At 59.6% G+C, this 23,990-nt stretch carries 19 protein-coding genes; 11 read left to right on the top strand and 8 right to left on the bottom strand.

Annotated features, from left to right (window positions below):
- Positions 1-83 precede the first annotated feature (83 nt).
- From hemH to QZ869_RS01475, 3 genes are read left to right on the top strand one after another with little or no spacing between them, the layout of a single operon-like run.
- Positions 84-1,133: a ferrochelatase gene (hemH, locus tag QZ869_RS01485; RefSeq protein ID WP_296038383.1), complete on the top strand. Its 1,050-nt coding sequence runs from the start codon at positions 84-86 to the stop codon at positions 1,131-1,133.
- 43 nt (positions 1,134-1,176) lie between these two features.
- Positions 1,177-2,232: an SPFH domain-containing protein gene (locus QZ869_RS01480; RefSeq protein ID WP_296016618.1), complete on the top strand. Its 1,056-nt coding sequence runs from the start codon at positions 1,177-1,179 to the stop codon at positions 2,230-2,232.
- 1 nt (position 2,233) lies between these two features.
- Positions 2,234-2,692, top strand: coding sequence for an NfeD family protein (locus QZ869_RS01475; RefSeq protein ID WP_296038381.1), 459 nt, complete (start codon positions 2,234-2,236; stop codon positions 2,690-2,692).
- Between the two features lie 65 nt (positions 2,693-2,757).
- On the opposite strand, the gene QZ869_RS01470 is transcribed toward QZ869_RS01475, so the two are convergent.
- Positions 2,758-3,354 (bottom strand): TetR/AcrR family transcriptional regulator, encoded by a 597-nt coding sequence (locus tag QZ869_RS01470; protein WP_296096886.1) that lies wholly within the window; start codon positions 3,352-3,354, stop codon positions 2,758-2,760.
- Between the two features lie 156 nt (positions 3,355-3,510).
- On the opposite strand from QZ869_RS01470, the gene QZ869_RS01465 reads away from it, so the two are divergent.
- Positions 3,511-4,383: a DMT family transporter gene (locus QZ869_RS01465; protein WP_296077885.1), complete on the top strand. Its 873-nt coding sequence runs from the start codon at positions 3,511-3,513 to the stop codon at positions 4,381-4,383.
- Positions 4,384-4,431: 48 nt separating this feature from the next.
- Here QZ869_RS01465 and QZ869_RS01460 read toward each other — a convergent pair whose 3' ends face one another.
- Positions 4,432-5,427, bottom strand: a complete 996-nt coding sequence (locus QZ869_RS01460; protein WP_296081076.1) for a KpsF/GutQ family sugar-phosphate isomerase — start codon at positions 5,425-5,427, stop codon at positions 4,432-4,434.
- A gap of 152 nt (positions 5,428-5,579) precedes the next feature.
- On the opposite strand from QZ869_RS01460, the gene QZ869_RS01455 reads away from it, so the two are divergent.
- Positions 5,580-7,121, top strand: coding sequence for an outer membrane beta-barrel protein (locus QZ869_RS01455; RefSeq protein ID WP_296102150.1), 1,542 nt, complete (start codon positions 5,580-5,582; stop codon positions 7,119-7,121).
- A 93-nt stretch (positions 7,122-7,214) separates the two neighbouring features.
- On the opposite strand, the gene galU is transcribed toward QZ869_RS01455, so the two are convergent.
- Complete coding sequence (gene galU / locus QZ869_RS01450) at positions 7,215-8,105, bottom strand: UTP--glucose-1-phosphate uridylyltransferase GalU (RefSeq protein WP_113180803.1); 891 nt, start codon at positions 8,103-8,105, stop codon at positions 7,215-7,217.
- A gap of 200 nt (positions 8,106-8,305) precedes the next feature.
- Between galU and QZ869_RS01445 the strand changes: the two genes are divergently transcribed.
- From QZ869_RS01445 to QZ869_RS01435, 3 genes are all read left to right on the top strand, one after another.
- The gene (locus QZ869_RS01445; protein ID WP_296016601.1) at positions 8,306-9,529 is read left to right on the top strand and encodes a lytic murein transglycosylase; all 1,224 of its coding nucleotides are present in this window, start codon (positions 8,306-8,308) and stop codon (positions 9,527-9,529) included.
- A 102-nt stretch (positions 9,530-9,631) separates the two neighbouring features.
- A complete protein-coding gene (locus tag QZ869_RS01440) occupies positions 9,632-10,834 on the top strand; it encodes a DUF459 domain-containing protein (RefSeq protein ID WP_296102544.1) in 1,203 nt (400 codons plus the stop codon).
- A gap of 154 nt (positions 10,835-10,988) precedes the next feature.
- On the top strand, positions 10,989-11,180 hold the full coding sequence (locus QZ869_RS01435) for a hypothetical protein (protein ID WP_296077890.1): 192 nt from the start codon (positions 10,989-10,991) through the stop codon (positions 11,178-11,180).
- Between the two features lie 81 nt (positions 11,181-11,261).
- Here the strand turns inward: QZ869_RS01435 and QZ869_RS01430 are convergent, their stop codons facing one another.
- A complete protein-coding gene (locus QZ869_RS01430; protein WP_296102148.1) occupies positions 11,262-11,927 on the bottom strand; it encodes a DJ-1/PfpI family protein in 666 nt (221 codons plus the stop codon).
- Between the two features lie 83 nt (positions 11,928-12,010).
- Here QZ869_RS01430 and QZ869_RS01425 point away from each other — a divergent pair, with 83 nt between their 5' ends.
- Positions 12,011-12,970 (top strand): GlxA family transcriptional regulator, encoded by a 960-nt coding sequence (locus QZ869_RS01425; protein ID WP_296102147.1) that lies wholly within the window; start codon positions 12,011-12,013, stop codon positions 12,968-12,970.
- Positions 12,971-13,028: 58 nt separating this feature from the next.
- On the opposite strand, the gene QZ869_RS01420 is transcribed toward QZ869_RS01425, so the two are convergent.
- The gene (locus QZ869_RS01420) at positions 13,029-14,486 is read right to left on the bottom strand and encodes a glutamate synthase subunit beta (protein ID WP_296077893.1); all 1,458 of its coding nucleotides are present in this window, start codon (positions 14,484-14,486) and stop codon (positions 13,029-13,031) included.
- A gap of 182 nt (positions 14,487-14,668) precedes the next feature.
- Positions 14,669-19,408, bottom strand: a complete 4,740-nt coding sequence (gene gltB, locus QZ869_RS01415) for a glutamate synthase large subunit (protein WP_296102145.1) — start codon at positions 19,406-19,408, stop codon at positions 14,669-14,671.
- 374 nt (positions 19,409-19,782) lie between these two features.
- On the opposite strand from gltB, the gene QZ869_RS01410 reads away from it, so the two are divergent.
- Complete coding sequence (locus QZ869_RS01410) at positions 19,783-20,838, top strand: low specificity L-threonine aldolase (RefSeq protein WP_296102143.1); 1,056 nt, start codon at positions 19,783-19,785, stop codon at positions 20,836-20,838.
- Positions 20,839-20,856: 18 nt separating this feature from the next.
- On the opposite strand, the gene QZ869_RS01405 is transcribed toward QZ869_RS01410, so the two are convergent.
- The gene (locus QZ869_RS01405) at positions 20,857-21,717 is read right to left on the bottom strand and encodes a LysR substrate-binding domain-containing protein (RefSeq protein WP_296038367.1); all 861 of its coding nucleotides are present in this window, start codon (positions 21,715-21,717) and stop codon (positions 20,857-20,859) included.
- A gap of 199 nt (positions 21,718-21,916) precedes the next feature.
- Here QZ869_RS01405 and QZ869_RS01400 point away from each other — a divergent pair, with 199 nt between their 5' ends.
- Positions 21,917-22,957, top strand: coding sequence for a bile acid:sodium symporter family protein (locus QZ869_RS01400; RefSeq protein ID WP_296102142.1), 1,041 nt, complete (start codon positions 21,917-21,919; stop codon positions 22,955-22,957).
- A 388-nt stretch (positions 22,958-23,345) separates the two neighbouring features.
- Here the strand turns inward: QZ869_RS01400 and QZ869_RS01395 are convergent, their stop codons facing one another.
- Positions 23,346-23,828 carry an Hsp20 family protein gene (locus tag QZ869_RS01395; RefSeq protein ID WP_296013917.1) on the bottom strand — a complete coding sequence of 161 codons (483 nt, stop codon included), beginning with the start codon at positions 23,826-23,828 and terminating at the stop codon, positions 23,346-23,348.
- Between the last annotated feature and the right edge of the window lie 162 nt (positions 23,829-23,990).

The raw sequence follows: 23,990 nt of genomic DNA, 5'->3' as shown, positions 1-23,990 counted from the left end.
ACGGGATTGATGGTCTAAAGATTGATCCACGATGCACGCGCGGACGTAGTCTTCCGCGATTCATGAGAGTTCAGGACAAGTTAATGGCCGCAGACATCACCACTTTCCCCGCAAGCCACCTGCCCAAGGACCATCCGAAGGTTTCCTTCGGCAAGGTTGGCGTTCTTCTCGTCAATCTCGGCACGCCGGATGGCACGGATTACAAGTCCATGCGCCGCTATCTTGCGGAGTTTCTGAGCGACAAGCGCGTGATCGAATGGTCGCGTGTCTTCTGGTACCCGATCCTTTACGGCATCGTGCTGAACAAGCGCCCGCAAAAGGTCGGCAAGGCCTACGAGGAAATCTGGAACCACGAGAAGAACGAAAGCTACCTGCGCACCTATACCCGCAACCAGTCCGACCTGATGGCGCAGGCGCTGACCGATTTGCCGAATGTTGTTGTCGATTGGGGCATGCGCTACGGCCAGCCGTCCATCGCCTCCAAGATCGATGCGCTAAAGGAACAGGGTTGTGAGAAGATCCTGCTCTTCCCGCTCTACCCGCAATATGCGGCGGCCACCACGGCGACCGTCAACGACAAGGCTTTCGAGCACCTGATGAAAATGCGCTGGCAGCCCGCACTGCGCACCGTGCCGCCTTACCACGATGACGAAACCTATATCGATGCGCTCGCAAACTCGGTGAAGAGCCATCTGGCAACGCTGGACTGGGAGCCGGAAAAGCTGATCGCATCCTTCCACGGTATTCCGCAATCCTACTTCAAGAAGGGCGATCCCTACCACTGCCAGTGCATGAAGACCGGCCGCCTGCTGCGCGAAAAGCTCGGGCTGGACAAAGACCGCTTCATGATCACCTTCCAGTCTCGCTTTGGGCCGGAAGAGTGGTTGCAGCCCTATACCGACAAGACGGTGGAGAAGCTGGCAAGCGAAGGCGTCAAGCGCATTGCGGTGATGAACCCGGGTTTCGTCTCCGATTGTCTCGAGACGCTGGAAGAAATTGCCGGTGAAGCGGGCGAAAGCTTCCTGCACCATGGCGGCGAGAAATTCACCCATATTCCTTGCCTCAACGACAGCGCCGATGGTATGCGAGTTCTCGAAAAAGTTGTACGCAAGGAGTTGCAGGGCTGGGTCTGATCCAGTCTCGGCTACCCCTCGTTGATGAAACAGGAGAGCAGGAATGGATTTGAGCGGTTTCGATATTTTTGTCATAGCGGCGGTCATTCTTGTCATCCTGACGCTCGTTGCCGGTATCAAGACCGTGCCGCAGGGATACCGCTATACGGTGGAGCGCTTCGGGCGCTACACCCGCACGCTGGAGCCCGGCCTTAACCTCATCACGCCCTTCATCGAGCGCATCGGCGCGCGCATGAATGTGATGGAGCAGGTACTGGATATTCCGACCCAGGAGGTCATCACCAAGGACAATGCCAGCGTGTCTTCGGATGCGGTGGCCTTCTACCAGGTGCTGAACGCCGCCCAGGCCGCCTACCAGATCGCCAATCTGGAATTCGCCATCCAGAACCTGACGATGACCAACATTCGTTCGGTCATGGGTTCGATGGATCTCGACGAGCTTCTCTCCAACCGCGATGCCATCAATGATCGCCTGCTGCGCGTCGTCGATGAAGCCGTCGGTCCGTGGGGCATCAAGGTCACGCGCATCGAAATTAAGGACATTGCTCCGCCAAAGGATCTCGTCACCTCCATGGCCCGCCAGATGAAGGCCGAGCGTGAAAAGCGCGCCCAGGTTTTGGAAGCCGAAGGGTCGCGTAACGCTCAGATCCTGCGCGCCGAGGGCGCCAAGCAATCGGCCATTCTGGAAGCCGAAGGCCAGCGCGAAGCCGCCTTCCGCGACGCCGAGGCACGCGAACGTCTGGCGGAAGCCGAAGCGAATGCAACGCGCATGGTGTCCGAGGCTATTGCCGCCGGTGACATCCACGCCATCAACTACTTCATCGCCCAGAAATATACCGAGGCGCTTGCCGATATCGGCAAGGCGACCAATTCCAAGATCGTGCTGATGCCGATGGAAGCTTCGTCGCTGATCGGCTCGCTCGGCGGCATTGGCGCCATTGCCCGCGAGGTTTTTGGCAAGGACAATGACGGAACAACACCTCCGCCCGCTCCACGCGGACCGGCAAGCCGTTCCTCCGTTCCGCCCTCCAACCGCCCGGGCGGCCAGACAATCAACGTGACCGTGCCCAACCCATTCGCTGCCCCGACGGACAAGTGACATGATCGAGAAACTTGTTGCCGATCTCGGTCCCTGGAGCTGGTGGGTGCTGGCCGCCATCCTTCTGGTGGCGGAACTGGCGGCACCGGGCGTGTTCCTGATCTGGATCGGCGCGGCTGCGCTGGTGATCGGCGCGCTGTCTCTGGCGCTGTGGGACATGGGCTTCTGGAACTGGCAGCTCCAATTCCTACTGTTTGCCGCACTCTCCGTCGCCTTCGCCATTGCCGGTCGCCGCTACTATGACCGCAAACACGCGGCAACGGACGAGCCATTCCTCAACCAGCGCGAGGCAAGCCTCATCGGCCGCACCGCGACCCTCCAGGAGCCGATCACCGAAGGTCGCGGTCGTATTCGTCTGGATGATACATGGTGGCCGGTGCAGGGCGCGGATCAGCCGGCCGGCACCCGGGTCCGGATCGCCTCTGCCCATGGTCGCACATTAACGGTGGAGAAGGCTTAAGCGTCGACGCAGCCCTCAAGCTTTAAAGTGTCGCAAAACGGTGAGACGCAGGCGATGGCATCGCCTCACTGTCCGCGTGGTTGTCTCAGTTTCGCAAGCGCCAGTGTTCGAAAACGCGCGAAGGCCTTCAGATCGTCGTTGAGCTTTACGCGGATGATTGCGCCTTCATAAGCGTCGACAAGTTCTCCGGCAGCCATGTGCGGATCGATGCCATCCCTCAGCTCACCGGCGACCTCTGCTTCTTCAAGAAGGCGCGCGATGCTGCTTTCCCAGGAACGAAAGGCCTGCGCTAGCTTGGACCGCAGCATGGAACTTCGGCCTGAAACAGTCTGCCCGAGGGCACCAAACAGACACCCGCCTGATGGATGCTCCTCGCGAAGCTGACTTTCGAGCAGCCCAAAATAGACATCGAGCCGTTGGAGTGGGCTAAGCCTTTGATCTCCAAAGATGTCCTTGCGCTGCGCTTCCCATATCTCTGCATAATACTCGATGATGGCGCCGACGAAATCGTCCTTGCTTTTGAAGAAATGGTAGAAGGACCCTTTAGGCACATCGACGCTCGCCAGGATCGGCCCGATCCCCACTCCTTCATAGCCATGCGCAATCAAGCCTTTCAGCCCTTCGCAAATAAGCTTGTGTCGTGTCGCATTCTCTCGAGCCATTACTAGACGACCGGTCTACTATATAATTCACACTGAGGCATTAAGGGGTATGTGGTCGGTCAATGTCAAATGAAAGCCTCACAGCCGCCCCCCAGGCAAACGTGATCCCGCACTTCGGTATTCGCATGTGCGAAAACATCAACCGGGAGGCCCGCGGTGATCACAACCCATGAAAAAAGGGCACTGGGCATCGTTCTGGTTTGCGGCTGCTACATGATGTACTCCCTCCATTACGCCACGATGAAGTGGATGGGAAACCTGTTCGGCGTCTGGCAACTCCTCTTCATCCGCAGCATCGTGATGGTATTCGCCACCATAATGATGAAGCCCTCCGTATGCCGAGAAGTTATCAGGAGCCCCTATAAGGGGGCGACGGCGGTCAGAGCGCTGTTCCAAATCGCCTGCACCTTTTGTTTCTTTGCCGCCGCAAAGCTCATGCCTCTGGGGCAAGTCACAACGCTTTATGCCGCAGCCCCGGTCATCATCGTCCTCCTCGCCATACCGATTCTCGGCGAAGAGGTCGGGAGAGCAAGTTGGGCGGCGGTCGTCCTGGGAATGATCGGCACCGTCATCGCCGCCAATCCGACTGGTTCCCTCAACCCTGTTCCAACCCTGCTTGCCTTTGCTTCCGGGATTTTCTGGGCTCTTGCGGTGATTTACACCCGCAAGGCCGCGACACGGGAAAGCACGCAGGCGCAGTTGCTGACAACGGGCTGCGTCTTCTGCCTGGTCAGCGGCCTGCTGATGGACTGGACCACGCCGGCAAACTGGTTCGAGATCGGCATGTGTGCGATCCTTGGCATCGAAATATTGCTCGCCCAAATGCTGTTCTTCGAGGGATATCGTTTTGCACCGGCATCGGTCCTGGCGCCGCTGGAATATCAAAGCCTCATATGGGTCAGCATTCTCGGCTTCGTGATGTTTGGAGATGTGCCTACGATCCACACCGTCGTGGGAGCGACCCTGATCGTCACGGCGGGCATCCTGCTTACCCTCTATGGCAACACACGCAAGCCCGTGATGCGCTAAAGCGTATCAGCGGATCTGAACGATCGCAGCACGCTTGCAACGATGAGATTAGGCAACACCGATCCGGAGCAGATCGTGGAAGTGAACGAGGCCAATCGGCCTGCTGTCCTCATCGATCACAATCAGCGCGCCGATATGGTGCTTTTCGAGCGTGGCCAAGGCCGCCGTCGCAAGCACCTCTTTCTTCACCGTCTTGGGCGTGCGCGTCATGATGTCGTCCACCGTCAGCTCAGCCAGATTGCGCGTCAGATTGCGCGCCATGTCGCCTTCCGTGACGATACCGCAAAGACGTTCATTCTCATCCAGCACCGCAACACAACCGAAATGCTTCTGCGCCAGAACACGGATGGCATCTGCCATCGGCGTGCCTTTAACAACGAGCGGTACGCGCTCGCCCGTGTGCATGATATCGCCGACCAGCGTCAGGCTCGCACCGAGCTTGCCGCCCGGATGAAATACGCGGAAATCGCCAGCGGTGAACTTGCGTGCCTCAAGCAGGGCAATCGCCAGCGCATCGCCCAGTGCAAGCTGGATGAGAGTGGATGTGGTGGGCGCAAGCCCATGCGGACAGGCCTCCTCCTCATCCGGAAGCAGGAGAACGATGTCGGACGCCTTGGCGAGCGATCCCGCCTTGGCGCAGGTCAGCGCAATCAGCGGAATGGCGAAGCGGCGGGTGTAGTTGATGATGCTGCGAAGCTCTGCACTTTCGCCGCCCTTGGAAATCGCAAGCACCGCATCATTGCCGCCAATCATGCCAAGATCGCCATGATTGGCTTCCGCTGCATGCACGAAGAAGGCAGGCGTTCCGGTGGAGGCAAAGGTCGCGGCAAGCTTGGCGCCGATATGGCCGCTCTTGCCGACGCCGGTAATGATCAGCCGGCCGGTGATGTTGCCGATCACATCGACGGCTCTGGCAAAGGCCTCGCCAAGATCGCCAGACAGCGCCGTTTCCAGGGCAGCAAGCCCTTTCCGCTCCACCGAAACGGTTCTCAGCGCAGACTCGATGGCATTGTTTTCAGTCAGGGCGGCAGATCTCGTGGTCATGGCCGGACTGTTACTCTTTTCGCCTTTGCCTGTCCATTGGCGAAATCCTGCTGGCGTCTGGGTTGGCGCCCTCCAATCAACTGTGATCAACCAGATGTTAACCATGCGGTTTTACCTTTGAGTAACCAACATACCGAATCCGGGTGAAACGCATGAACCGTCACAGCAGAGCGATGCGTCTGAAGACGTTGCGCAGAGCAGCCGTCGCTCTGCCCGCCTGCCTGTGGCTGTCCTTTCCTGTGCAGGCCCAGACAAGCGGGCAAAATACCGGCCAGAACAGCGGCCAGAACACGGGCCGCAACACACCGGTCTTGCCGGTCGGCCTTCAAAGCGCCGATCCTTATGCCAACGATCCAGCGTCCGGTCAGCCAGTCGGCACGAATGCCGATACGCCCGCCGCAACCGTTGTTCCCACGCCACGTCCTGAACAAACGCCGAATGGCGTGATTGGTGCGCGCACAGAGCCCGGCAGCGCCATACCCGAACCGGTGGATGAGGCGATAGAGCCAGCCGACCGGCGCGACAACATCTTCGAGCCGACGGTGGATGGCGGCGAGAAAGCCACCGTCGATGATGGTACAGCACCCGGAATCCGCATCGGGACGCTCACGCTGCGCCCATCGATCAGCCAGACGATCAACCATGAAAACAAGAAGTTTCCGGCGGCCTCCACCAACCGGACCTATCTGGCAACCGGGATTCGCGGCACACTGACCAGCGACTGGTCGCGCCACGCTTTGACGGTTTCAGGCGAAGGCGTCTATGAGCGCAATATCAGCGGCGGCAGTGCCGGGGAGAACCCGAGCGCCAACGTGCAGGCGGAGTTGCGGCTCGATCTGGCAGACCAGACAACCGCCCGGCTCAAGGCGGGCTATGCCTTCAGCCGCGAGGACACCAGCGATCCGAACGCCATTTCCGGTGCATCGATCCAGGGTGGCGAACATCTCTTCACAGCTGGTGGGTCGATCGAGCGCAATATCGGTCTTGTCAAGGCGCTTGCAGCCCTCGATCTCTCCCGCGCCATTTATACTGATGCCAAGGGCATCAATGGCCAGTCGATCAGCCTTGCCGACCGAGATCGGTCCGGCGTAGCCTTGCGCGGCCGTGTCGGCTACGAAATGTCGCCTGCGCTCGTCCCCTTCCTCGAAGCGACGGGCGCCTTGAGCACCTACGACAACAAGACAGACAGCACCGGTTACCAGCGATCTTCCACCTCCTACGGCGCCAAGGTCGGAACGCAGATCGATCTCGGCGAAAAGTGGCGCGGCGAAGTGGCAGTCGGCCTGCTGCGGCGCGATTACGACGATAACCGTCTGGCATCGGTCAACGCCTTGACCACAGATGGCACCCTCACCTGGTCCCCCATGCGCGGCACGGATGTCAATTTCGGCCTGAAGACCGACATAGAAGATTTTGCCGGCGGCGCGCGCGGCGGTTGGGTCACGCGTCAATTGACGGTCGCGGTCATCCAGCAATTGCGAAACGATCTCGTGGCGCGGCTAAGCTCCGGGCTTGAACACCGCAACTTCCAGACAGACAGCATCGACAATCAAATCAAGTATTCGGTGGGCGCTGGCCTGACCTGGAAGATCAACCGCTATCTCGATTTCACCACCGACCTGACTTACGAAACCACGCCCGTCATCAAGACAAGCGATTGGCGCATTGGCGCTGGCCTGACGCTCAGGCGATAAAAAAATCCCGGCGCGAGGCCGGGATTCTTGAGGCTTGCCACCCTGAGCTTCCGGGTCGAGCCCAAAAGCGACGGGGTGACTTGATCAACCGGATCAGCCCATTTTGGCGATGATGTCCTTCAGCGGGCCTTCGATCAGCGGACGGATGTCCTCGCGCTGCAGGGCAAAAGCCAGGTTGGCCAGAATGAAGCCATCCTTTGCGCCGGTGTCGTAGGTTTCGCCGCGGAATGGATAAGCGGTGAAGTCCTGCTGCTTCAGAAGCTTCAGCATGCTGTCCGTCAGCTGGATCTCGTTGCCGGCACCACGTTCCTGCGTTTCGAGCAGCGTGAAGATTTCCGGCTGGAGAATGTAACGGCCGTTGATGAAATAGTTCGACGGCTGCGTGCCCTTGGCAGGCTTTTCCACCATGTCGGTGATGCGGAAACCGTTACCGATCTCCTCGCCGGGCGCTACGATGCCGTAACGATGGGCAAGCTCCGGTGCGCATTCTTCAACCGCAAGAACGTTGCCGCCGCTCTGATCGTAGAGCTCGACCATGCCCTTGAGGCAGGACTTGTTGTCACCCGTCATGATCATGTCGGGCAGCAGAACCGCGAAGGGTTCATCGCCGACGATGTCGCGTGCGCACCATACCGCGTGGCCGAGACCGAGCGGAACCTGCTGGCGGGTAAAGCTGGCGGTGCCGGCTTTCGGCAGGATATTGGACAGAAGGGTCAATTCGGCATTCTTGTTGCGCTCGCGCAGCATCTGCTCCAGCTCGAACTGGATGTCGAAGTAGTCCTCGATCACGCCCTTGCCGCGTCCGGTGACGAACACGAAGTGCTCGATACCTGCCTCAGCTGCCTCATCCACCACATATTGGATGACTGGCTTGTCGACCACCGTGAGCATTTCCTTCGGAACCGCTTTTGTTGCCGGCAGGAAACGTGTTCCAAGACCTGCAACGGGAAACACTGCTTTCCGAATCTTCTTCTTTTCTACCACACATCCCTCCTGAGAGATTTCAACGGCTTTTAAGTAACGCACACGAACTTGTTATGACAAAAGTGGCAAGTTTTTGCAAAGGGTGACGTTACCTATCGTTAATGGTAAAGAATTTGTTGACTTTAATCTGGTACCCCGTCGTGAAGCCCGATGCGTGTCTCGCAATCGAACTGACATTCGAGAGAAACGAAAGACTGACGATGAAAAAGATGATCCTTTCCGGCGTCCGTAAATTTGGCTGCGTAGCACTCGCAGGCCTGACCATTGCTCTGACACCCGTCACTGCAAATGCAGATGCGGGTTTCAAGCAATGGATCAACCAGTTCTATGCCACAGCCGCCAAGGAAGGCATTTCGCGCGCGACCTATCAGAAGGCCTTTGCAGGCGTTTCCGAACCTGATCCCGATGCGTTGCGTAAGGCGACCTATCAGCCAGAATTCACCACCCAGATCTGGGATTATCTCGACAGCCGCGTGAACCCCTACACGGTGCGCATCGGTCGCGAGATGAAGATGAAGCACGCCACGACGCTCAACTGGATCGAGCGCAATTTCGGTGTCGACAAGCACGTCATCCTCGCCATCTGGTCGATGGAATCCAATTACGGCGCGGTGCTGGAAAAGCCCGAACGCCTTCACAACATTCCCCAGGCACTGGCAACGCTTGCCTATTCCGATCCCAAGCGCGCCAAGTTTGCCCGCACACAGCTGATTGCCGCACTGAAAATCCTGCAGTCGGGTGACGTGACGCCAAAGCAGTTGACCGGCTCATGGGCAGGCGCCATGGGCCACACCCAATTCATCCCGACGAGCTACCTGCTCTATGCGGTCGATGCGGATGGCAACGGCAAGCGCGACATCTGGCATTCCGTGCCGGATGCGCTGGCAACGGCTGCCAACCTTCTGGCGAAGAACGGCTGGGAGCCGGGCCGCACCTGGGGTTATGAGACAGCCGTTCCTGCTGGCGGAGCACGCTATGCGGACCAGACGAAGTCGCTCGCCGAATGGCAGAAGCTCGGCTTCCTCCGCCCGAACGGCAAGGGTTTTCCGCGCGGTTCGGATCGCGCGACGCTGAAGCTTGAAGGTGGTTCGAATGGTCCAGGTTTCCTGATGACCAAAAACTTCTTCACCATCAAGCGCTACAACGCGTCGGACAGCTATGCGCTTGCCGTTGGCCTTCTGGCAGACGAGATTGCCGGTTATGGCGGCATGCAGCAGAAGTGGCCGCGCCCGAACGGCACGCTGGACATCAAGGAAAAGTTCGAGCTTCAGACGCGTATGAAGGAGCTCGGCTATTATGATGGCGAAATCGATGGCAATTTCGGCTCCGGCTCGAAGGCAGCGATCAGCGCCATTCAGAGGCGCATGGGCCTGCAAAATGATGGCGAGCCATCGCAGACCCTGCTGAGAGCACTGCGGAACTGATAATGGTCCTGACGGGCCAAGAATATTAGCATATAGTCAATGGGACCGTCTCGGGAACATCACGCCATGACCACCAGAGAAGCAGGACCCATTGCAAAGACCATGAAGCGCGGCAGTGTCGCGCTTCTTGTCGTGACGCTCAGCGTCCCGTCCTGGACGGCAACTGCGGTTGCGCAGGAGTACCGCGAACGCCGCACGCTGATGGAAATGCTGTTTGGCGGCCCCAATCAGTATAATGATCGTCTTTATTCGCCGGAACGGCGCGAGCAGCGGCGCCAGGCTGCACCGCCACGCCAGAACTCCAACCGTTCCGTCACAAGGCCATCGGCGCCGCGCAGTACGCCGTCGGTCGTGCAGATGCGCACCGCCAAGCCCGCGCCGGTCGAGAAGCTGGAAACCGCCAAACGCGTTCTCATCGTCGGTGATTTTCTAGCCGGCGCCATGGGCGAGGCGCTTGTGTCCAACTTCGAAAGCTCCGCAGGCATCGCCATCGACGTGCGTGCCAACGGCTCGTCCGGTCTGGTGCGTTCGGATTACTACGACTGGTTTGCCAATCTCCCGCAATTCATCAAGGACACCAAGCCTGCCACCATCGTCATCATGATGGGTTCCAACGACCGTCAGGCGATGGATATCGGCGGCACGAAGGAAAAATACGGCACCGAACTCTGGTTCAAGGAATATGAGAAGCGCATCGACGCTCTGATCACACTTGCCAAGCGCCAGCAGGTGCCGGTGCTATGGGTGGGTCTGCCCGCCTTCCAGTCGCCCTCGCTGACGGCGGATTTCGTCGGCTTCAACCGCCTTTACCGTAGCCATATCGAAAAGCTCGGCGGCGAGTTCGTCGATGTCTGGGACGGCTTCGTGGATGAGGGCGGCAAATACGTGACCACGGGATATGACGTGAACGGCCAGCAGGCACGTCTGCGCGAGGCAGACGGCATCGGCATGACCCAGGCCGGCAAGCAGAAGCTCGCATTCTATGTGGAGAAATTCGTTCGCCGCCATCTCGATGGCGCAGAACCCGATCTGAAAACGCTGGACGGCAGCAACCTGCCCGCACTGACTTCGCTCCCGGCACTCGGCATCGATGCCCAGCAGGTTCGCACCCAGCCGATCAGCCTGACCGATCCGGATCTCGACGGTGGTGACACTCTGCTTGGTGGAAAACCGGCTCCGGCCAAATTTTCCGTGGTCGAAACGCCGCGCGAAAAGCTGACGAAGCGCGGACTGATGGAAGATGCGCCGCTTGGCCGCGTGGACGATTACCGCCTGCCGGCGACCGGCGAAACGGCGGCGAAATAGACGCTATGTGGCGCAACGGGTAGTCAGCTACCCGTTTTCGCCGGTTTTTCATCACGAAATATTAAAGTCGGAACGATCTCCCTTCAAGCTGTGTTCACGCCCGGCAAGGCATGAGGCTTTGCTGAAAAAAGATGGATATGAGGAGTATACCGTCATGGCCAATCAAGGTGGCACGCACGAACAACACGTTAAAGCCGGCAAGCAGTCGCACAAGAACAGCGACGACAAGGCAACCCGCAGCGCATCGTCCAAGTCCGCATCGGACAGCAAGACCAGCGGCAAGCAGGGTGGCACGTCCGAGCAGCACATGAAGGCCGGCCAGCAGAGCCACAAGAACAAGCACTGATTTCCACGCATGTGGGAAAACGGCCCCCGCGCAGGACGCACGGGGGCCGTTTTTATTGTGCCAAGCTTCCTATGAAGCCGCTTATCGAGCGATGAGCAACCTCTCCCGCTCCTGACGCGACCGGGCAATGCGGGCCTTGGCTTTTTCAACGATATCGGATGACGCTTCCTGAGGGGTGCCGGAATTGAACGGCGGCGCCGGTGCGTATTCCAGCGACAATTGCACGATCTTGGCTTCCTCCTCCCCCATCAATTCGCAGATGAGCGACAGACCGAAATCGATGCCGGAGGTGACGCCGCCAGCGGTGATGAGATTGCCATCCTTGACCACGCGTTCATAAACTGGGGTCGCGCCAAAATGCGGCAGAAAATCCATCGCATTCCAGTGCGTTGCAGCGCGCTTTCCCTTCAGCAGACCGGCAGCACCCAGCACGAGCGAACCGGTGCAGACGGAGGTGACGTAGCGCGCCTTCTCAGCCTGGCTACGAATGAAGCCGAGCACTGCCTCGTCCTCGAGAAGCGCATTGACCCCACCACCGCCCGGAATACAGAGCACGTCGAATTGTGGGCTGTCGCTGAAATCGACATCCGGCGTGAAGCTCAGCCCCGTTACGGAGCGAACCGGGCTCTTGTCCTTCCACACCAGATGGACTTCGCTGTTGCTCGCCGATGCGAAGACCTCATATGGACCGGTCAGATCGAGCTGCTGGATATTCGGAAAGATGAGAAAGCCGAAGCGATAGGTCATGTGAACTCTCCTGTTGACGAGGGAATGATAGGCGCGCATGGCTTGGCGTAATTGCCATTCATCCCACGCTTCAGGCCAAAATCATGCGACGTATCGAAATTCTTGCCTTTCCGGATGTCCAGCTGCTGGACGTAGCAGGACCCTTGCAGGTCTTTGCCTCGACGAACGACTTGCTGGTCAATGCGGGAAAACCTGCGCACTATCAGCCGGTCGCCGTCGGTGCGCAGACCCCCATCGTCACATCGTCCGCGCTCACGATCGGCACATCGGCTCTCTCCGGTGCCAGCGAAGCGCTGGACACGCTGATCGTTCCGGGTGGCTGGGGCGTCTATCGCGCCTGTGAAGATCAACAACTTGTCAGTTGGATCGCGCAGCGCTCCAAAACGGCGCGACGCACGGCCTCTGTCTGCAGCGGCGCTTTTCTGCTGGCGAGCACCGGTCTCCTCGATGGCAGGCGGGCAGTGACGCACTGGCAACGCTGCGGCGAGTTTCGAAAGCGTTTTCCCAAGGTCCGTCTCGATCCGGACCCGATCTTCATACAGGACGGAGCGATCTGGACTTCTGCAGGCGTGACGGCAGGCATAGACCTCGCTCTCGCATTGGTGGAGAACGACCTTGGCCGCGAGGTCGTACTGGCCGTTGCGCGCCAGCTCGTTGTGTTCCTCAAGCGCCCGGGCGGCCAGTCGCAGTTCAGCGCAGCCCTGACGCTTCAGGATGAAAGCGGCCGCTTCGACGGCTTGCATGCCTGGATGATGGAAAACATCACGCAGGATCTGTCAGTTGCCGATCTTGCCGAGAAAGCGGGGATGAGCCTTCGCAGCTTCTCCCGTCACTACCGCGAGCAGACGGGTGTGACGCCGTCCAAGGCACTGGAGGAGATGCGTCTGGAGACCGCAAGGCGTCTGCTGGAGCAGGCCCAGCCGGTCTCGCGCGCTGCGCGCCGCGCCGGTTTTGGCAGCGAAGAAACCCTGCGCCGCCTGTTCCAACGCCGCTTCGGCGTGAGCCCACAGGCCTATCGCGAACGCTTCATGGCGGCGGCATAAAGCAAAACGCCCGGAACGACGTCCCGGGCGTATCTTCATGGGATTATCCGACAATCACTCAGCGCGGCAGAATCGTGCTTCCCATCAGCGCCTCGTCGATGGCGCGCGCAGCCTGGCGGCCTTCGCGGATGGCCCAGACCACCAGCGACTGGCCACGGCGCACGTCGCCGGCGGCCCAGAGCTTGTCGATCGAGGTCTTGTAGTCGCGGTCATTGGCAACGACGTTGGTGGAGCCACGGCGGTCGGTGTTGAGCGTCAGCTTGCCGTCCAACTCCTTCAGAACGCTGTCAGTGAAGGGACCGGAGAAGCCGATGGCGATGAAGGCGAGATCGGCCTTGATGATGAATTCCGTGCCAGCAATCGGCTTGCGGCGCTCATCCACCTGGCAGCATTTTACGCCGGTCAGCACGCCGTCTTCGTCACCCACGAATTCGAGCGTCGCCACCTGAAACTCACGTGCGGCACCCTCGGCCTGCGAGGACGAGGTGCGCATCTTGGTGGCCCAGTAAGGCCAGACCGCTAGCTTGTCTTCCTTTTCCGGCGGCATCGGGCGGATGTCGAGCTGGGTTACCTTCACAGCTCCCTGACGGAACGCCGTGCCGACGCAGTCGGACGCCGTATCGCCACCACCGACGACGACGACATGCTTTCCGCCTGCAAGGATCGGATCGGCAGGCCAGCCGACGCTGTCGATATTTTCGCGGCCAACGCGGCGGTTCTGCTGCACCAGGTAGGGCATGGCATCGTGAACGCCATGGAACTCCGTGCCGCCGATACCGGCCGGACGCGGGGTTTCCGAGCCGCCGCAATAAAGCACGGCATCATGCTCGGCCATCAGCTGCTCAACCGTCATGTCGACACCGACATTGACGCCGTAATGGAAGGTCACGCCCTCGCCCTTGATCTGCTCGACGCGGCGATCGATGAAGTTCTTCTCCATCTTGAAGTCGGGAATGCCGTAGCGCAGCAGGCCACCGGCCTTGGTTTCGCGCTCATAGACATGCACCTCGTGACCGGCGCGGCCGAGCTGCTGGGCAGCGGCAAGACCAGACGGACCCGAGCCGATGATCGCGACCTTCTTGCCGGTATGAACGGTGGCAGGCTTCGGCACGATGAAGCCAAGCTCATAGGCCTTGTCGGCAATCGCCTGTTCCACGGTCTTGATGGCGACTGGTGCATCTTCCAGGTTCAGCGTGCAGGCTTCCTCGCAAGGGGCGGGACAGACACGGCCGGTGAATTCCGGGAAGTTGTTGGTGGAATGGAGGTTGCGGATCGCCTCCTCCCAATTGTTGTTATAGATCAGATCGTTCCAGTCTGGGATCTGGTTATGCACCGGGCAGCCGGTCGGGCCGTGGCAATAGGGAATGCCACAGTCCATGCAGCGCGCCGCCTGCTTCTGCACTTCGGCATCCGACATGGGAATGGTGAATTCCCGGAAATGGCGAATACGATCCGACGCCGGCTGATACTTGCCAACCTGACGATCGATCTCCAGAAAACCTGTAACCTTGCCCATGTTACTTTCCTCACATCAAAGCAGGGTCCCGCTCGGACCCCAGTACCAGTAAGCGATGCCCATGATCGCTCCCAGCACGATAAACTCAAATCTGATTTCGCCGCTGGCTACCCATGTCGCCGCTGGTGGGGCGAGTGCGATGAGCAGCGAAATCAGTCGATGAACCATTGCCGCGCGGCGGATTATTCAGCCGCAACACCCATTTTCAGCCGCTCCATTTCCTCAAGCGCACGGCGGTACTCGACCGGCATGACCTTGCGGAACTTCGGACGGAACTCGCTCCAGCGGTCAAGGATATCCTTGGCGCGGGTGGAGTTGGTGTAGTGGAAGTGGTTAGAGATCATCTGGTAGAGGCGCTCCTCGTCGTGACGTGTCATGTCCTCGGAAACGTCCACGCGTCCCTTGTGCATGAGGTCGCCGCCGTGGTGGTGCAGCTTTTCCAGCATGTCGTCTTCTTCCGGCACCGGCTCCAGCTCGACCATCGCCATGTTGCAGCGCTTGGCGAAATCGCCGGTCTCGTCCAGAACATAGGCCACGCCACCGGACATGCCGGCTGCGAAGTTGCGGCCGGTTTCACCCAGAACCACGACAATGCCGCCTGTCATATATTCGCAGCCATGGTCGCCCACGCCTTCGACGACGGCAATCGCACCGGAGTTGCGCACGGCAAAACGCTCGCCGGCCACACCGCGGAAGTAGCATTCGCCGGTGATCGCGCCGTAAAGCACGGTATTGCCGACGATGATCGAGTTTTCCGCAACGATGCGGGCATTTTCCGGCGGACGCACGATGATGCGACCACCAGACAGCCCCTTGCCGACATAGTCGTTGCCGTCACCGACGAGATCAAAGGTGATGCCGCGTGCCAGGAACGCGCCGAAGGACTGACCAGCCGTGCCGCGCAGCGTCACATGGATCGTATCGTCCTTGAGGCCCTTATGGCCCCAACGCTTGGCAAGCGCGCCAGACAGCATCGCGCCAGCGGAACGGTCGACGTTCTTGATCGGTACTTCGAAGACCACCGGCTCGCGGTTTTCCAGCGACGGCATGGACTTCTCGATCAGCTTGCGGTCGAGAATGTCGTCGATAGGGTGCTTCTGGCGCTCGGTCCAGTAAGTCGCTTCCTTCGGCGCTTCCACCTTGTGGAAGATGCGGCTGAAATCGAGCCCGCGTGCCTTCCAGTGCGCCAGCATCTCATCCTTCTCCAGCAGCTCCGAAGCGCCGATGATCTCGTCCAGCCTGGAAACACCAAGCGAAGCGAGGATTTCGCGCACTTCTTCGGCCACGAAGAAGAAGTAGTTGATGACGTGCTCCGGCGTGCCCTTGAAACGCTTGCGCAGAACCGGGTCCTGCGTTGCAACGCCCACGGGGCAGGTGTTCAGATGGCACTTGCGCATCATGATGCAGCCCGCCGCAATCAGCGGAGCCGTCGCAAAGCCGAACTCGTCGGCGCCCAGAAGCGCACCGATAATGACGTCACGGCCGGTCTTCAGGCCGCCATCCACCTGCAGCGCGATGCGCGAACGAAGACCGTTCAGCACCAGCGTCTGCTGGGTTTCGGCAAGACCGATTTCCCATGGGCTACCGGCATGCTTCAGCGAGGTGAGCGGCGACGCTCCCGTGCCGCCATCGAAGCCGGACACGGTGATATGGTCGGCGCGCGCCTTGGCGACACCGGCAGCAACCGTGCCGACACCCACTTCGGAGACGAGCTTGACGGACACGTCGGCTTCAGGGTTGACGTTCTTCAGGTCGTAGATCAGCTGTGCCAGATCTTCGATCGAGTAGATGTCGTGGTGCGGCGGCGGCGAAATCAGGCCGACGCCCGGCGTAGAGTGGCGCGTCTTGGCAACCGTCGCATCCACCTTGTGGCCGGGCAGCTGGCCGCCTTCGCCGGGCTTTGCACCCTGCGCGACCTTGATCTGCAGCATGTCGGCATTGACGAGATATTCCGTCGTCACACCGAAGCGGCCAGAGGCGATCTGCTTGATGGCCGAGCGTTCCGGGTTCGGCTGGCCGTTGAGAAGCGGCATGTAACGGTCGGACTCTTCGCCGCCTTCGCCCGTGTTGGACTTGCCGCCGATGCGGTTCATCGCAATCGCAAGCGTGGTATGCGCCTCACGGCTGATCGAGCCGAAGGACATGGCACCGGTGGAGAAGCGCTTGACGATATCGACGGCTGGCTCAACCTCATCGACTGAGATCGGCTTGCGACCGAGCTGCTCGGCGCTCTTGATCTTGAACAGGCCACGAATGGTGTTCATGCGAAGGTTGCTGTCATTCACCATCTCGGCGAATTCGCGGTAACGCTCCTGGCTGTTGCCGCGCACGGCATGCTGCAGGGTGGCAACCGAATCCGGGCTCCAGGCGTGGCTTTCGCCGCGCATGCGATAGGCATATTCGCCACCGATATCGAGCGTGTTCGCAAGGATCGGGTCCTTGCCGAAAGCCGCCGTGTGGCGTGCCACGGTTTCTTCGGCAATTTCCTTCAGGCCCACGCCTTCGATGGTGGTGGCGGTGCCGAAGAAGTATTGCTCGACGAATTCCGACGACAGGCCGATGGCGTCGAAAATCTGCGCGCCGCAATAGGACTGGTAGGTGGAAATGCCCATCTTGGACATGACCTTGAGAATACCCTTACCCACCGCCTTGATGTAGCGATAGACCACTTCGTCGTCCGACACTTCCTTCGGAAACGCGCCATGCTTGTGCATGTCGAGCAGCGTGTCGAAGGCGAGATAGGGATTGATCGCTTCCGCTCCATAACCGGCCAGCAGGCAGAAATGGTGGATTTCGCGCGGCTCGCCGGTTTCGACGACGAGACCGACCGAGGTGCGCAGACCCTTGCGGATCAGGTGGTGGTGAACGGCAGCGGTTGCCAGCAGCGCCGGGATTGCAATGCGATCCGGACCGACCTGACGGTCGGACAGGACGATAATGTTGTAACCGCCGCGCACGGCAGATTCCGCCCGCTCGCACAGACGGTCGAGCATGTCCGGCATGCCTTCAGCGCCACGCTCCACATCATAGGTGAAGTCGAGCGTCTTGGTGTCGAAGCGGTCTTCCGTGTGGCCGATGGAGCGGATCTTTTCCAGATCGCCATTGGTCAGGATCGGCTGGCGCACTTCCAGACGCTTGGCACGTGCCGCACCTTCATGGTCCAGAATGTTCGGACGCGGGCCGATAAAGGAGACGAGGCTCATCACCAGCTCTTCGCGGATCGGATCGATCGGCGGGTTGGTGACCTGCGCGAAGTTCTGCTTGAAGTAGGTGTAAAGCAGCTTGGACTTTTCCGACATGGCCGAGATCGGCGTATCGGTGCCCATTGAGCCGACGGCTTCCTGACCGGTGGTCGCCATCGGAGACATCAGAAGCTTGGTGTCTTCGCTGGTGTAACCGAAGGCTTGCTGGCGGTCGAGCAGCGATACGTCGCGACGCAGCGCGCGCGGCTCAACCGGCTTCAGGTCTTCCAGGATCAGTTGTGTACGGTCTAGCCAGTTGCGGTACGGGTGCTTGGCGGCAAGCTCGTGCTTGACGTCCTCATCCGAGATGATTTCGCCCTTTTCCATGTCGATCAGCAGCATCTTGCCGGGCTGCAGACGCCACTTCTTGACGATGCGCTCTTCCGGCACCGGCAGCGTGCCAGCTTCGGATGCCATGATGATGCGGTCGTCATCGGTGACGAGGTAACGGGCTGGACGCAGACCGTTACGGTCGAGCGTCGCACCAATCTGCTTGCCATCGGTAAAGGCAACAGCTGCCGGGCCATCCCATGGCTCCATCAGGGCCGCGTGATACTCGTAGAACGCCTTGCGTTCGGCACTCATGGACTGATTGCCAGCCCATGCTTCGGGGATCAGCATCATGACGGCATGGGCCATGGAGTAGCCACCGCGCACCAGGAATTCCAGCGCGTTGTCGAAGCAGGCCGTATCCGACTGACCTTCGTAGGAGATCGGCCAGAGCTTGGAAATGTCGTCGCCGAAGAGAGCGGAGGAAACAGAGGCCTGACGCGCCGCCATCCAGTTGACGTTGCCACGCAGCGTGTTGATTTCGCCGTTATGGGCAACCATGCGGTACGGGTGGGCGAGCTTCCAGGACGGGAAGGTGTTGGTGGAGAAGCGCTGGTGAACGAGCGCGACGGCGCTTTCGAAGCGCGGGTCGGAGAGGTCCTTGTAATAGGCGCCGACCTGATAGGCCAGGAACATGCCCTTATAGACGATGGTCGAGGAGGAAAGCGACACAGGATAGAAATCCTGCGCTTCCTTGCCGCCGCCGGCGTCATAGATGCGGTTGGACAGAACCTTGCGGATAAGGAACAGACGGCGTTCGAACTCGGCATTGGTGGCGGCATCGCGGCCCGCACCAATGAAGACCTGCACGTGATGCGGCTCGGTGGCAGCAATGTCAGCAGCCTTCGAAAGCGAGGCATTGTCGACCGGCACATCGCGGAAGCCAAGGAACTGCTGGCCCTCTTCGCCGATCACATCGACGATAACCTTCTTGTAGTGCTCAATACGTTCCGGATCGCGCGGAAAGAAGATGTGGCCAACGGCATATTCGCCAGCCTTCGGCAGCGTCACACCCTGCTTGGCCATTTCTTCACGGAAGAAGCGGTCAGGGATCTGCACGAGAATGCCAGCGCCATCGCCCATCAGCGGATCAGCGCCAACGGCGCCGCGATGCGTGAGGTTTTCGAGGATGAAGAGACCGTCCTTGACGATCTGGTGCGACTTCTGACCCTTCATATGCGCGACGAAGCCGACGCCGCAGGCATCGTGCTCATTGCGTGGATCATAAAGACCCTGCTTGGCCGGAAGACCGCCGATCGTCGCACGAGGCGACGACGCCTCCGACGGGTTGCTCGGACAGTCATTCGTTAGAAGTGCCTGGGCGTTTTCGCCTTCCAGCCGTATGGTCATTGTCATCCCTCCTGCAAACTCGTTGCATGGTGTCACGCAGAGAGGCGGAGGCCGATCCGGCCCTCATCTCAGAAGCCAAATCCGTCTCCGCATTCCAATTTAGGACAGCATTGCTGTCTTAATTCTGTCTGAACAATGACAGAAACACCCACCTTTCGCAAGGGGATGCCGTTAATTTATAGACAAGCTTTATGACGTGAAATTTCAACCAAATGAAGGATTGCGTAATTTTCTTCCTCAGGGACGCAGAAATGATTGCTTTCATTGCCGCATTTGCCTTGGCTGAAATATGCTCGTAAAACCTCGGACCTATCCTCGCTGATCGTATCAACCGCGCGACATTCCTGCCCGCAACCTGCTTGAAAGTGCTGACGATGATTTTTGCCTCCGATAACTGGGCTGGCGCCCACCCGGCCATCAACGAGCGTTTGATGAAGGAATCCACCCGCTTTGCTGCCGCTTACGGCACGAGCGAACTGGACAAGGCAATAGAGAAGAAGTTCAACGAGATTTTTGAGCGCGAGGTCGCCGTCTTCTTCGTCGGCACCGGCACCGCTGCCAATTCACTGGCGCTTGCAAGTGTGGCGCGTCCCGGCGGCATCGCCTTTTGCCATTCCGAAGCGCATGTGATCGAGGATGAATGCGGCGCGCCGATCTACTTTTCCAACGCCTCGCGGCTGATGCCGGTGGCAGGGCCAAACGGCAAGATGGTGCCGAAGAACCTGAAAGCCGCCATCGACCGCTTTCCGCCCGGCTCCATCCACCAGGGCCAGCCGATGCTGGTGACGATGACGCAAGCCACCGAACAGGGCACGATCTACGATCTCGACGAGATTTCCGCGATCTCCGAGATTGCCAAGAGCGCCGGCGTTCCTCTTCATATGGATGGGGCGCGCTTTGCCAACGCGCTGACCGCGCTCGAAACAACGCCTGCCGAAATGACCTGGAAGCGCGGCGTCGATATCCTCTCCTTCGGCGCAACGAAGAACGGCTGCTGGTGCGCGGAAGCCATCGTCTATATGGATCCGAAAATGGCAGAAGACCTGCCCTTCATCCGCAAGCGCTCCGCCCAGCTCTTCTCCAAGACCCGCTTCATGGCGGCCCAGTTCGACGCCTATTTCCAGAACGACCTGTGGCTGGAGCTTGCCGCCCACGCCAACGCGATGGCAAACCGCCTGCGTGACGGTCTTTCCGCCTCCAACAGTGCCCGCCTTGCCTGGCCCACCCAATCCAACGAACTCTTCGTCGTGCTGGACAAGCAGAGCGCCAAGGCCGCCCGCGACTCAGGAGCGAGCTTCTACGAGTGGCCAACACCACACGATATGCAGCAGGAGGTCGGCGAGAACGAACAGCTCATCCGCCTCGTGACGAGCTTTGCAACAGAGGAAAGCGACGTAGACGCCTTTTTGCGAATTTGCGGCGGGGCTTGAGAAAAAGCTGCTGGGCTTTCACGCAAAACTGCCCGGCACCATGCCCTTTGCCGTGACCAGCGATGACAGCGCCCGCACCAGTTCTGCATCCGCGCCCTTGCGCGGCTGCAGCACGAACTCCACGTCCTCCAGCGAAGGCAAGCTTCCATGAGGCAGTTCACGCAGGCCAGATGGTGCCATGCTGCGAGGCTGGACGAGAACGCCCATGCCTGCGCGGGCGGCAGCCGTCAGCCCACTGAGACTTCCGCAAGTGCAGACGATCCGCCAGGCAACGCCTGCCCGATCGAGCGCTTCTTGCGCGGCTTTGCGCGTGATGCTGGGCGGCGGAAAGGCGATGAGCGGTAGCGCTTCTTTGCGCGCAAGGATCGCATCCGGATCCTTGGCGAGCCACACCAGTGGCTCGCGATAAAGGAAATGACCAAGTTGATCGCCAAGTCTGCGTTTGGCCAGCACGACATCGAGCTCGCCATTGTCCTGCATTTGATAGAGAACGCCAGAAAGCGAGACCGTCAGCTCCAGATCGACCAGCGGATAAAGCCTGGTAAACTCTTCCAGAATGACGGTGAGACGGCTTGCGACAAAATCCTCCGAGACGCCAAGGCGCAGCCGACCACGCAGATTGCTCTCACCAAAGAGGGTGGCGACCTTGTTGTTGAGATCCAGCATCTTGCGCGCATAGCCTAACAGCGCCTCGCCCTCCGGCGTCAGTCGAACGCGATGCGTATCGCGGGCGATCAGCTGCTGGCCGAGTGAAGCTTCCAGCCGTTGGATGTGCTGGCTGACTGTAGATTGGCCAATCCCCAACCGCTCTGCGGCTTGGGTGAAACTCATCGTCTGCTCCAGCGTTACGAAACTGGCGAGATGTTGCAGGTTCAGCATGGCTATCTCGAAACATGATAACTGTTAGTTTTTGCATCTGATTTCATGATGAGCGATAGTGCAGCACATTACAATCTGCAAGCTGGCTCGCGGCGCTGAGGGATCTTTCGCTCTTTTCGCGCTTGAGCCCGGTTCAACGGATTTCCCGATTGCAAGGCGAAAAGCCGTCTTGCGCACCACGTTCTAGAAAGGCCGCGTCATGAGCCGCTTCCTGCCAGACCGCTTCACATTGATGCTGGTCGCCACCGTCGTCCTCGCGTCGCTGCTGCCGATCAGCGGAGAGCCTGCACATTATTTCTCCATCGCGACGAAATGCGCCATTGCGCTACTCTTCTTCCTGCATGGCGCACGTCTGTCACGTGATGTGGTACTGGCGGGCATGCTGCACTGGCGGCTTCACCTCGTCATCCTTCTCGTCACCTTTGGTATCTTCCCGCTATTCGGCATCGCGCTCGGTTACATTCCAGACAGCATACTGCCGCAGCCGCTCTATATGGGCGTGCTGTTTCTGTGCGTTTTGCCATCCACAGTGCAGTCCTCGATTGCCTTCACCTCCATGGCGGGCGGCAATGTCCCGGCGGCGATCTGCGCAGCCTCGGCTTCCAATATTTTCGGCATGTTCCTGACGCCTTTGCTCGTCGGCTTCCTCTTTACCGTCGGCGGCCACGGCGGCGGCTTTTCGCTCGATGCCTTTGGCCAGATTTTCCTGCAGCTGCTGCTTCCCTTCATTGCCGGTCAGGCTCTTCAACCGTGGATCGGCAACTGGATACGCGCCCGCAAGACGCTTCTGGCTCCGGTCGATCGCGGCTCGATCCTGATGGTCGTCTACCTGGCCTTCAGTGACGCCGTCGTGGAAGGCATCTGGCATCAGTTCACGCTGCGCGATATTGCCGTGGTCATCGGCATCAACATCGTGCTCCTGACGCTTGTTTTGTGCTTCACCATGTTCGGCAGCCGTTTGCTCGGCTTCAAGAAGGAAGACGAGATCACGATCACCTTCTGCGGATCGAAGAAGAGCCTCGCAAGCGGCGTGCCGATGGCTGGCGCCATCTTTGCCGGCCAAAGCATCGGCGCCATCGTCCTGCCCATCATGCTCTTCCACCAGATCCAGCTGATGGCCTGCGCCGTGATTGCGCAGCGCTATGCCAAGAAGGCGAAGGAAGCGGAGGCTGTAAAGATTGCTGCACCGGCGGCAGACGCGCCCGAGGCCGCTGCCATCGCTGCCAAGACGGCATCGTAGAGCGTTTCCTTGTTAAATAGAAACAGTTCTGTTGGTTCAAACGGGATCGACTGATTGTCCGGGCGGCGCGTGCCGTAGCCAACGCATACGGCCAAGCCGTCCGGGCAAGCAGGTGGCCCGTTTCAACCAATCCGAAGGGCCGGTCATCTTTCCGCCAGGCTCAAAGGCGATCGGCTCGACCGTACCTTTGGGTATGCCCTTCGCCAATCGCCTTTGCCCTGACGAAAACCTGCTCCGGCAGAACGTTTTCTATTTAACAAGGAAACGCTCTAAGGCGGCTGAGCGCGGCACGAGGCTCACGCCAGAGTGAGCTTCGCCCATCCGTAAACGCAAAAAAAGACGGCCCCCTTGCGGGAGCCGTCTTCTCATTCTGCGCTAACCCTTAAACTTAGTTCACCTGGGTAGGCGTGACCTGTGCCTCGATCTGCTTCGGTGCGTCCGAGACGTCGGTCGCAATCGCGATGCGGCGCGGCTTCATGGCTTCGGGAATGTTGCGAAGAAGGTCGATGTGGAGAAGACCGTTCTTCAGCGAAGCATTCTGCACTTCCACATGGTCGGCAAGCTGGAAACGGCGCTCGAAGGCGCGCGTGGCAATGCCGCGATAGAGGAAGTCGCCCTCGGATGCCTTTGTGTCTTCGGCCTTCTCGGCCTTGACTGTCAGCACATTGGCGCGGGATTCGATGCTGATTTCGTTTTCATCGAAACCGGCAACCGCCATGGTGATGCGGTAGGCATTCTCGCCGGTGCGCTCGATATTGTAGGGCGGATAGGCCTGTGCCTGCTCGGGCTGGCCGATGCTGTCGAGCATCGAGAACAGGCGGTCGAAACCGACAGTGGAGCGGTACAGGGGGGAAAAATCAACGTGACGCATGGTGTCCTCCTTAGAAGCGACTGTTTGCGGTGGCGACTCTCCATCCCATTCTGGCGATGAGAGAGACCTGGATACGGCCCCGTTCTGGCGACCGTGAGCAATAGGTGGGAATGCTGTTTTGTCAGTTCAAGAGGAAAAATTTTCGAGATCGCATCACCTGAA

It is taken from the genome of uncultured Agrobacterium sp., assembly GCF_913777885.1.
Classification (GTDB): domain Bacteria; phylum Pseudomonadota; class Alphaproteobacteria; order Rhizobiales; family Rhizobiaceae; genus Agrobacterium.
Note: the sequence above shows the minus strand (reverse complement) of the source record. Positions and strands in the feature narration are given on the sequence as shown.

Excerpts from the sequence above, each read along its gene's own strand:
- QZ869_RS01400 (WP_296102142.1), top strand. The coding sequence starts at position 21,917 with ATGAGCCGCTTCCTGCCAGACCGCTTCACATTGATGCTGGTCGCCACC.
- QZ869_RS01475 (WP_296038381.1), top strand. The coding sequence starts at position 2,234 with ATGATCGAGAAACTTGTTGCCGATCTCGGTCCCTGGAGCTGGTGGGTG.
- QZ869_RS01445 (WP_296016601.1), top strand. The coding sequence starts at position 8,306 with ATGAAAAAGATGATCCTTTCCGGCGTCCGTAAATTTGGCTGCGTAGCA.
- hemH (WP_296038383.1), top strand. The coding sequence starts at position 84 with ATGGCCGCAGACATCACCACTTTCCCCGCAAGCCACCTGCCCAAGGAC.
- gltB (WP_296102145.1), bottom strand. The coding sequence starts at position 19,408 with ATGACCATACGGCTGGAAGGCGAAAACGCCCAGGCACTTCTAACGAAT.
- QZ869_RS01470 (WP_296096886.1), bottom strand. The coding sequence starts at position 3,354 with ATGGCTCGAGAGAATGCGACACGACACAAGCTTATTTGCGAAGGGCTG.
- QZ869_RS01480 (WP_296016618.1), top strand. The coding sequence starts at position 1,177 with ATGGATTTGAGCGGTTTCGATATTTTTGTCATAGCGGCGGTCATTCTT.
- QZ869_RS01460 (WP_296081076.1), bottom strand. The coding sequence starts at position 5,427 with ATGACCACGAGATCTGCCGCCCTGACTGAAAACAATGCCATCGAGTCT.
- QZ869_RS01440 (WP_296102544.1), top strand. The coding sequence starts at position 9,632 with ATGAAGCGCGGCAGTGTCGCGCTTCTTGTCGTGACGCTCAGCGTCCCG.
- QZ869_RS01430 (WP_296102148.1), bottom strand. The coding sequence starts at position 11,927 with ATGACCTATCGCTTCGGCTTTCTCATCTTTCCGAATATCCAGCAGCTC.
- QZ869_RS01420 (WP_296077893.1), bottom strand. The coding sequence starts at position 14,486 with ATGGGCAAGGTTACAGGTTTTCTGGAGATCGATCGTCAGGTTGGCAAG.
- QZ869_RS01455 (WP_296102150.1), top strand. The coding sequence starts at position 5,580 with ATGAACCGTCACAGCAGAGCGATGCGTCTGAAGACGTTGCGCAGAGCA.
- QZ869_RS01435 (WP_296077890.1), top strand. The coding sequence starts at position 10,989 with ATGGCCAATCAAGGTGGCACGCACGAACAACACGTTAAAGCCGGCAAG.
- QZ869_RS01405 (WP_296038367.1), bottom strand. The coding sequence starts at position 21,717 with ATGCTGAACCTGCAACATCTCGCCAGTTTCGTAACGCTGGAGCAGACG.
- QZ869_RS01425 (WP_296102147.1), top strand. The coding sequence starts at position 12,011 with ATGCGACGTATCGAAATTCTTGCCTTTCCGGATGTCCAGCTGCTGGAC.
- QZ869_RS01395 (WP_296013917.1), bottom strand. The coding sequence starts at position 23,828 with ATGCGTCACGTTGATTTTTCCCCCCTGTACCGCTCCACTGTCGGTTTC.
- QZ869_RS01410 (WP_296102143.1), top strand. The coding sequence starts at position 19,783 with ATGATTTTTGCCTCCGATAACTGGGCTGGCGCCCACCCGGCCATCAAC.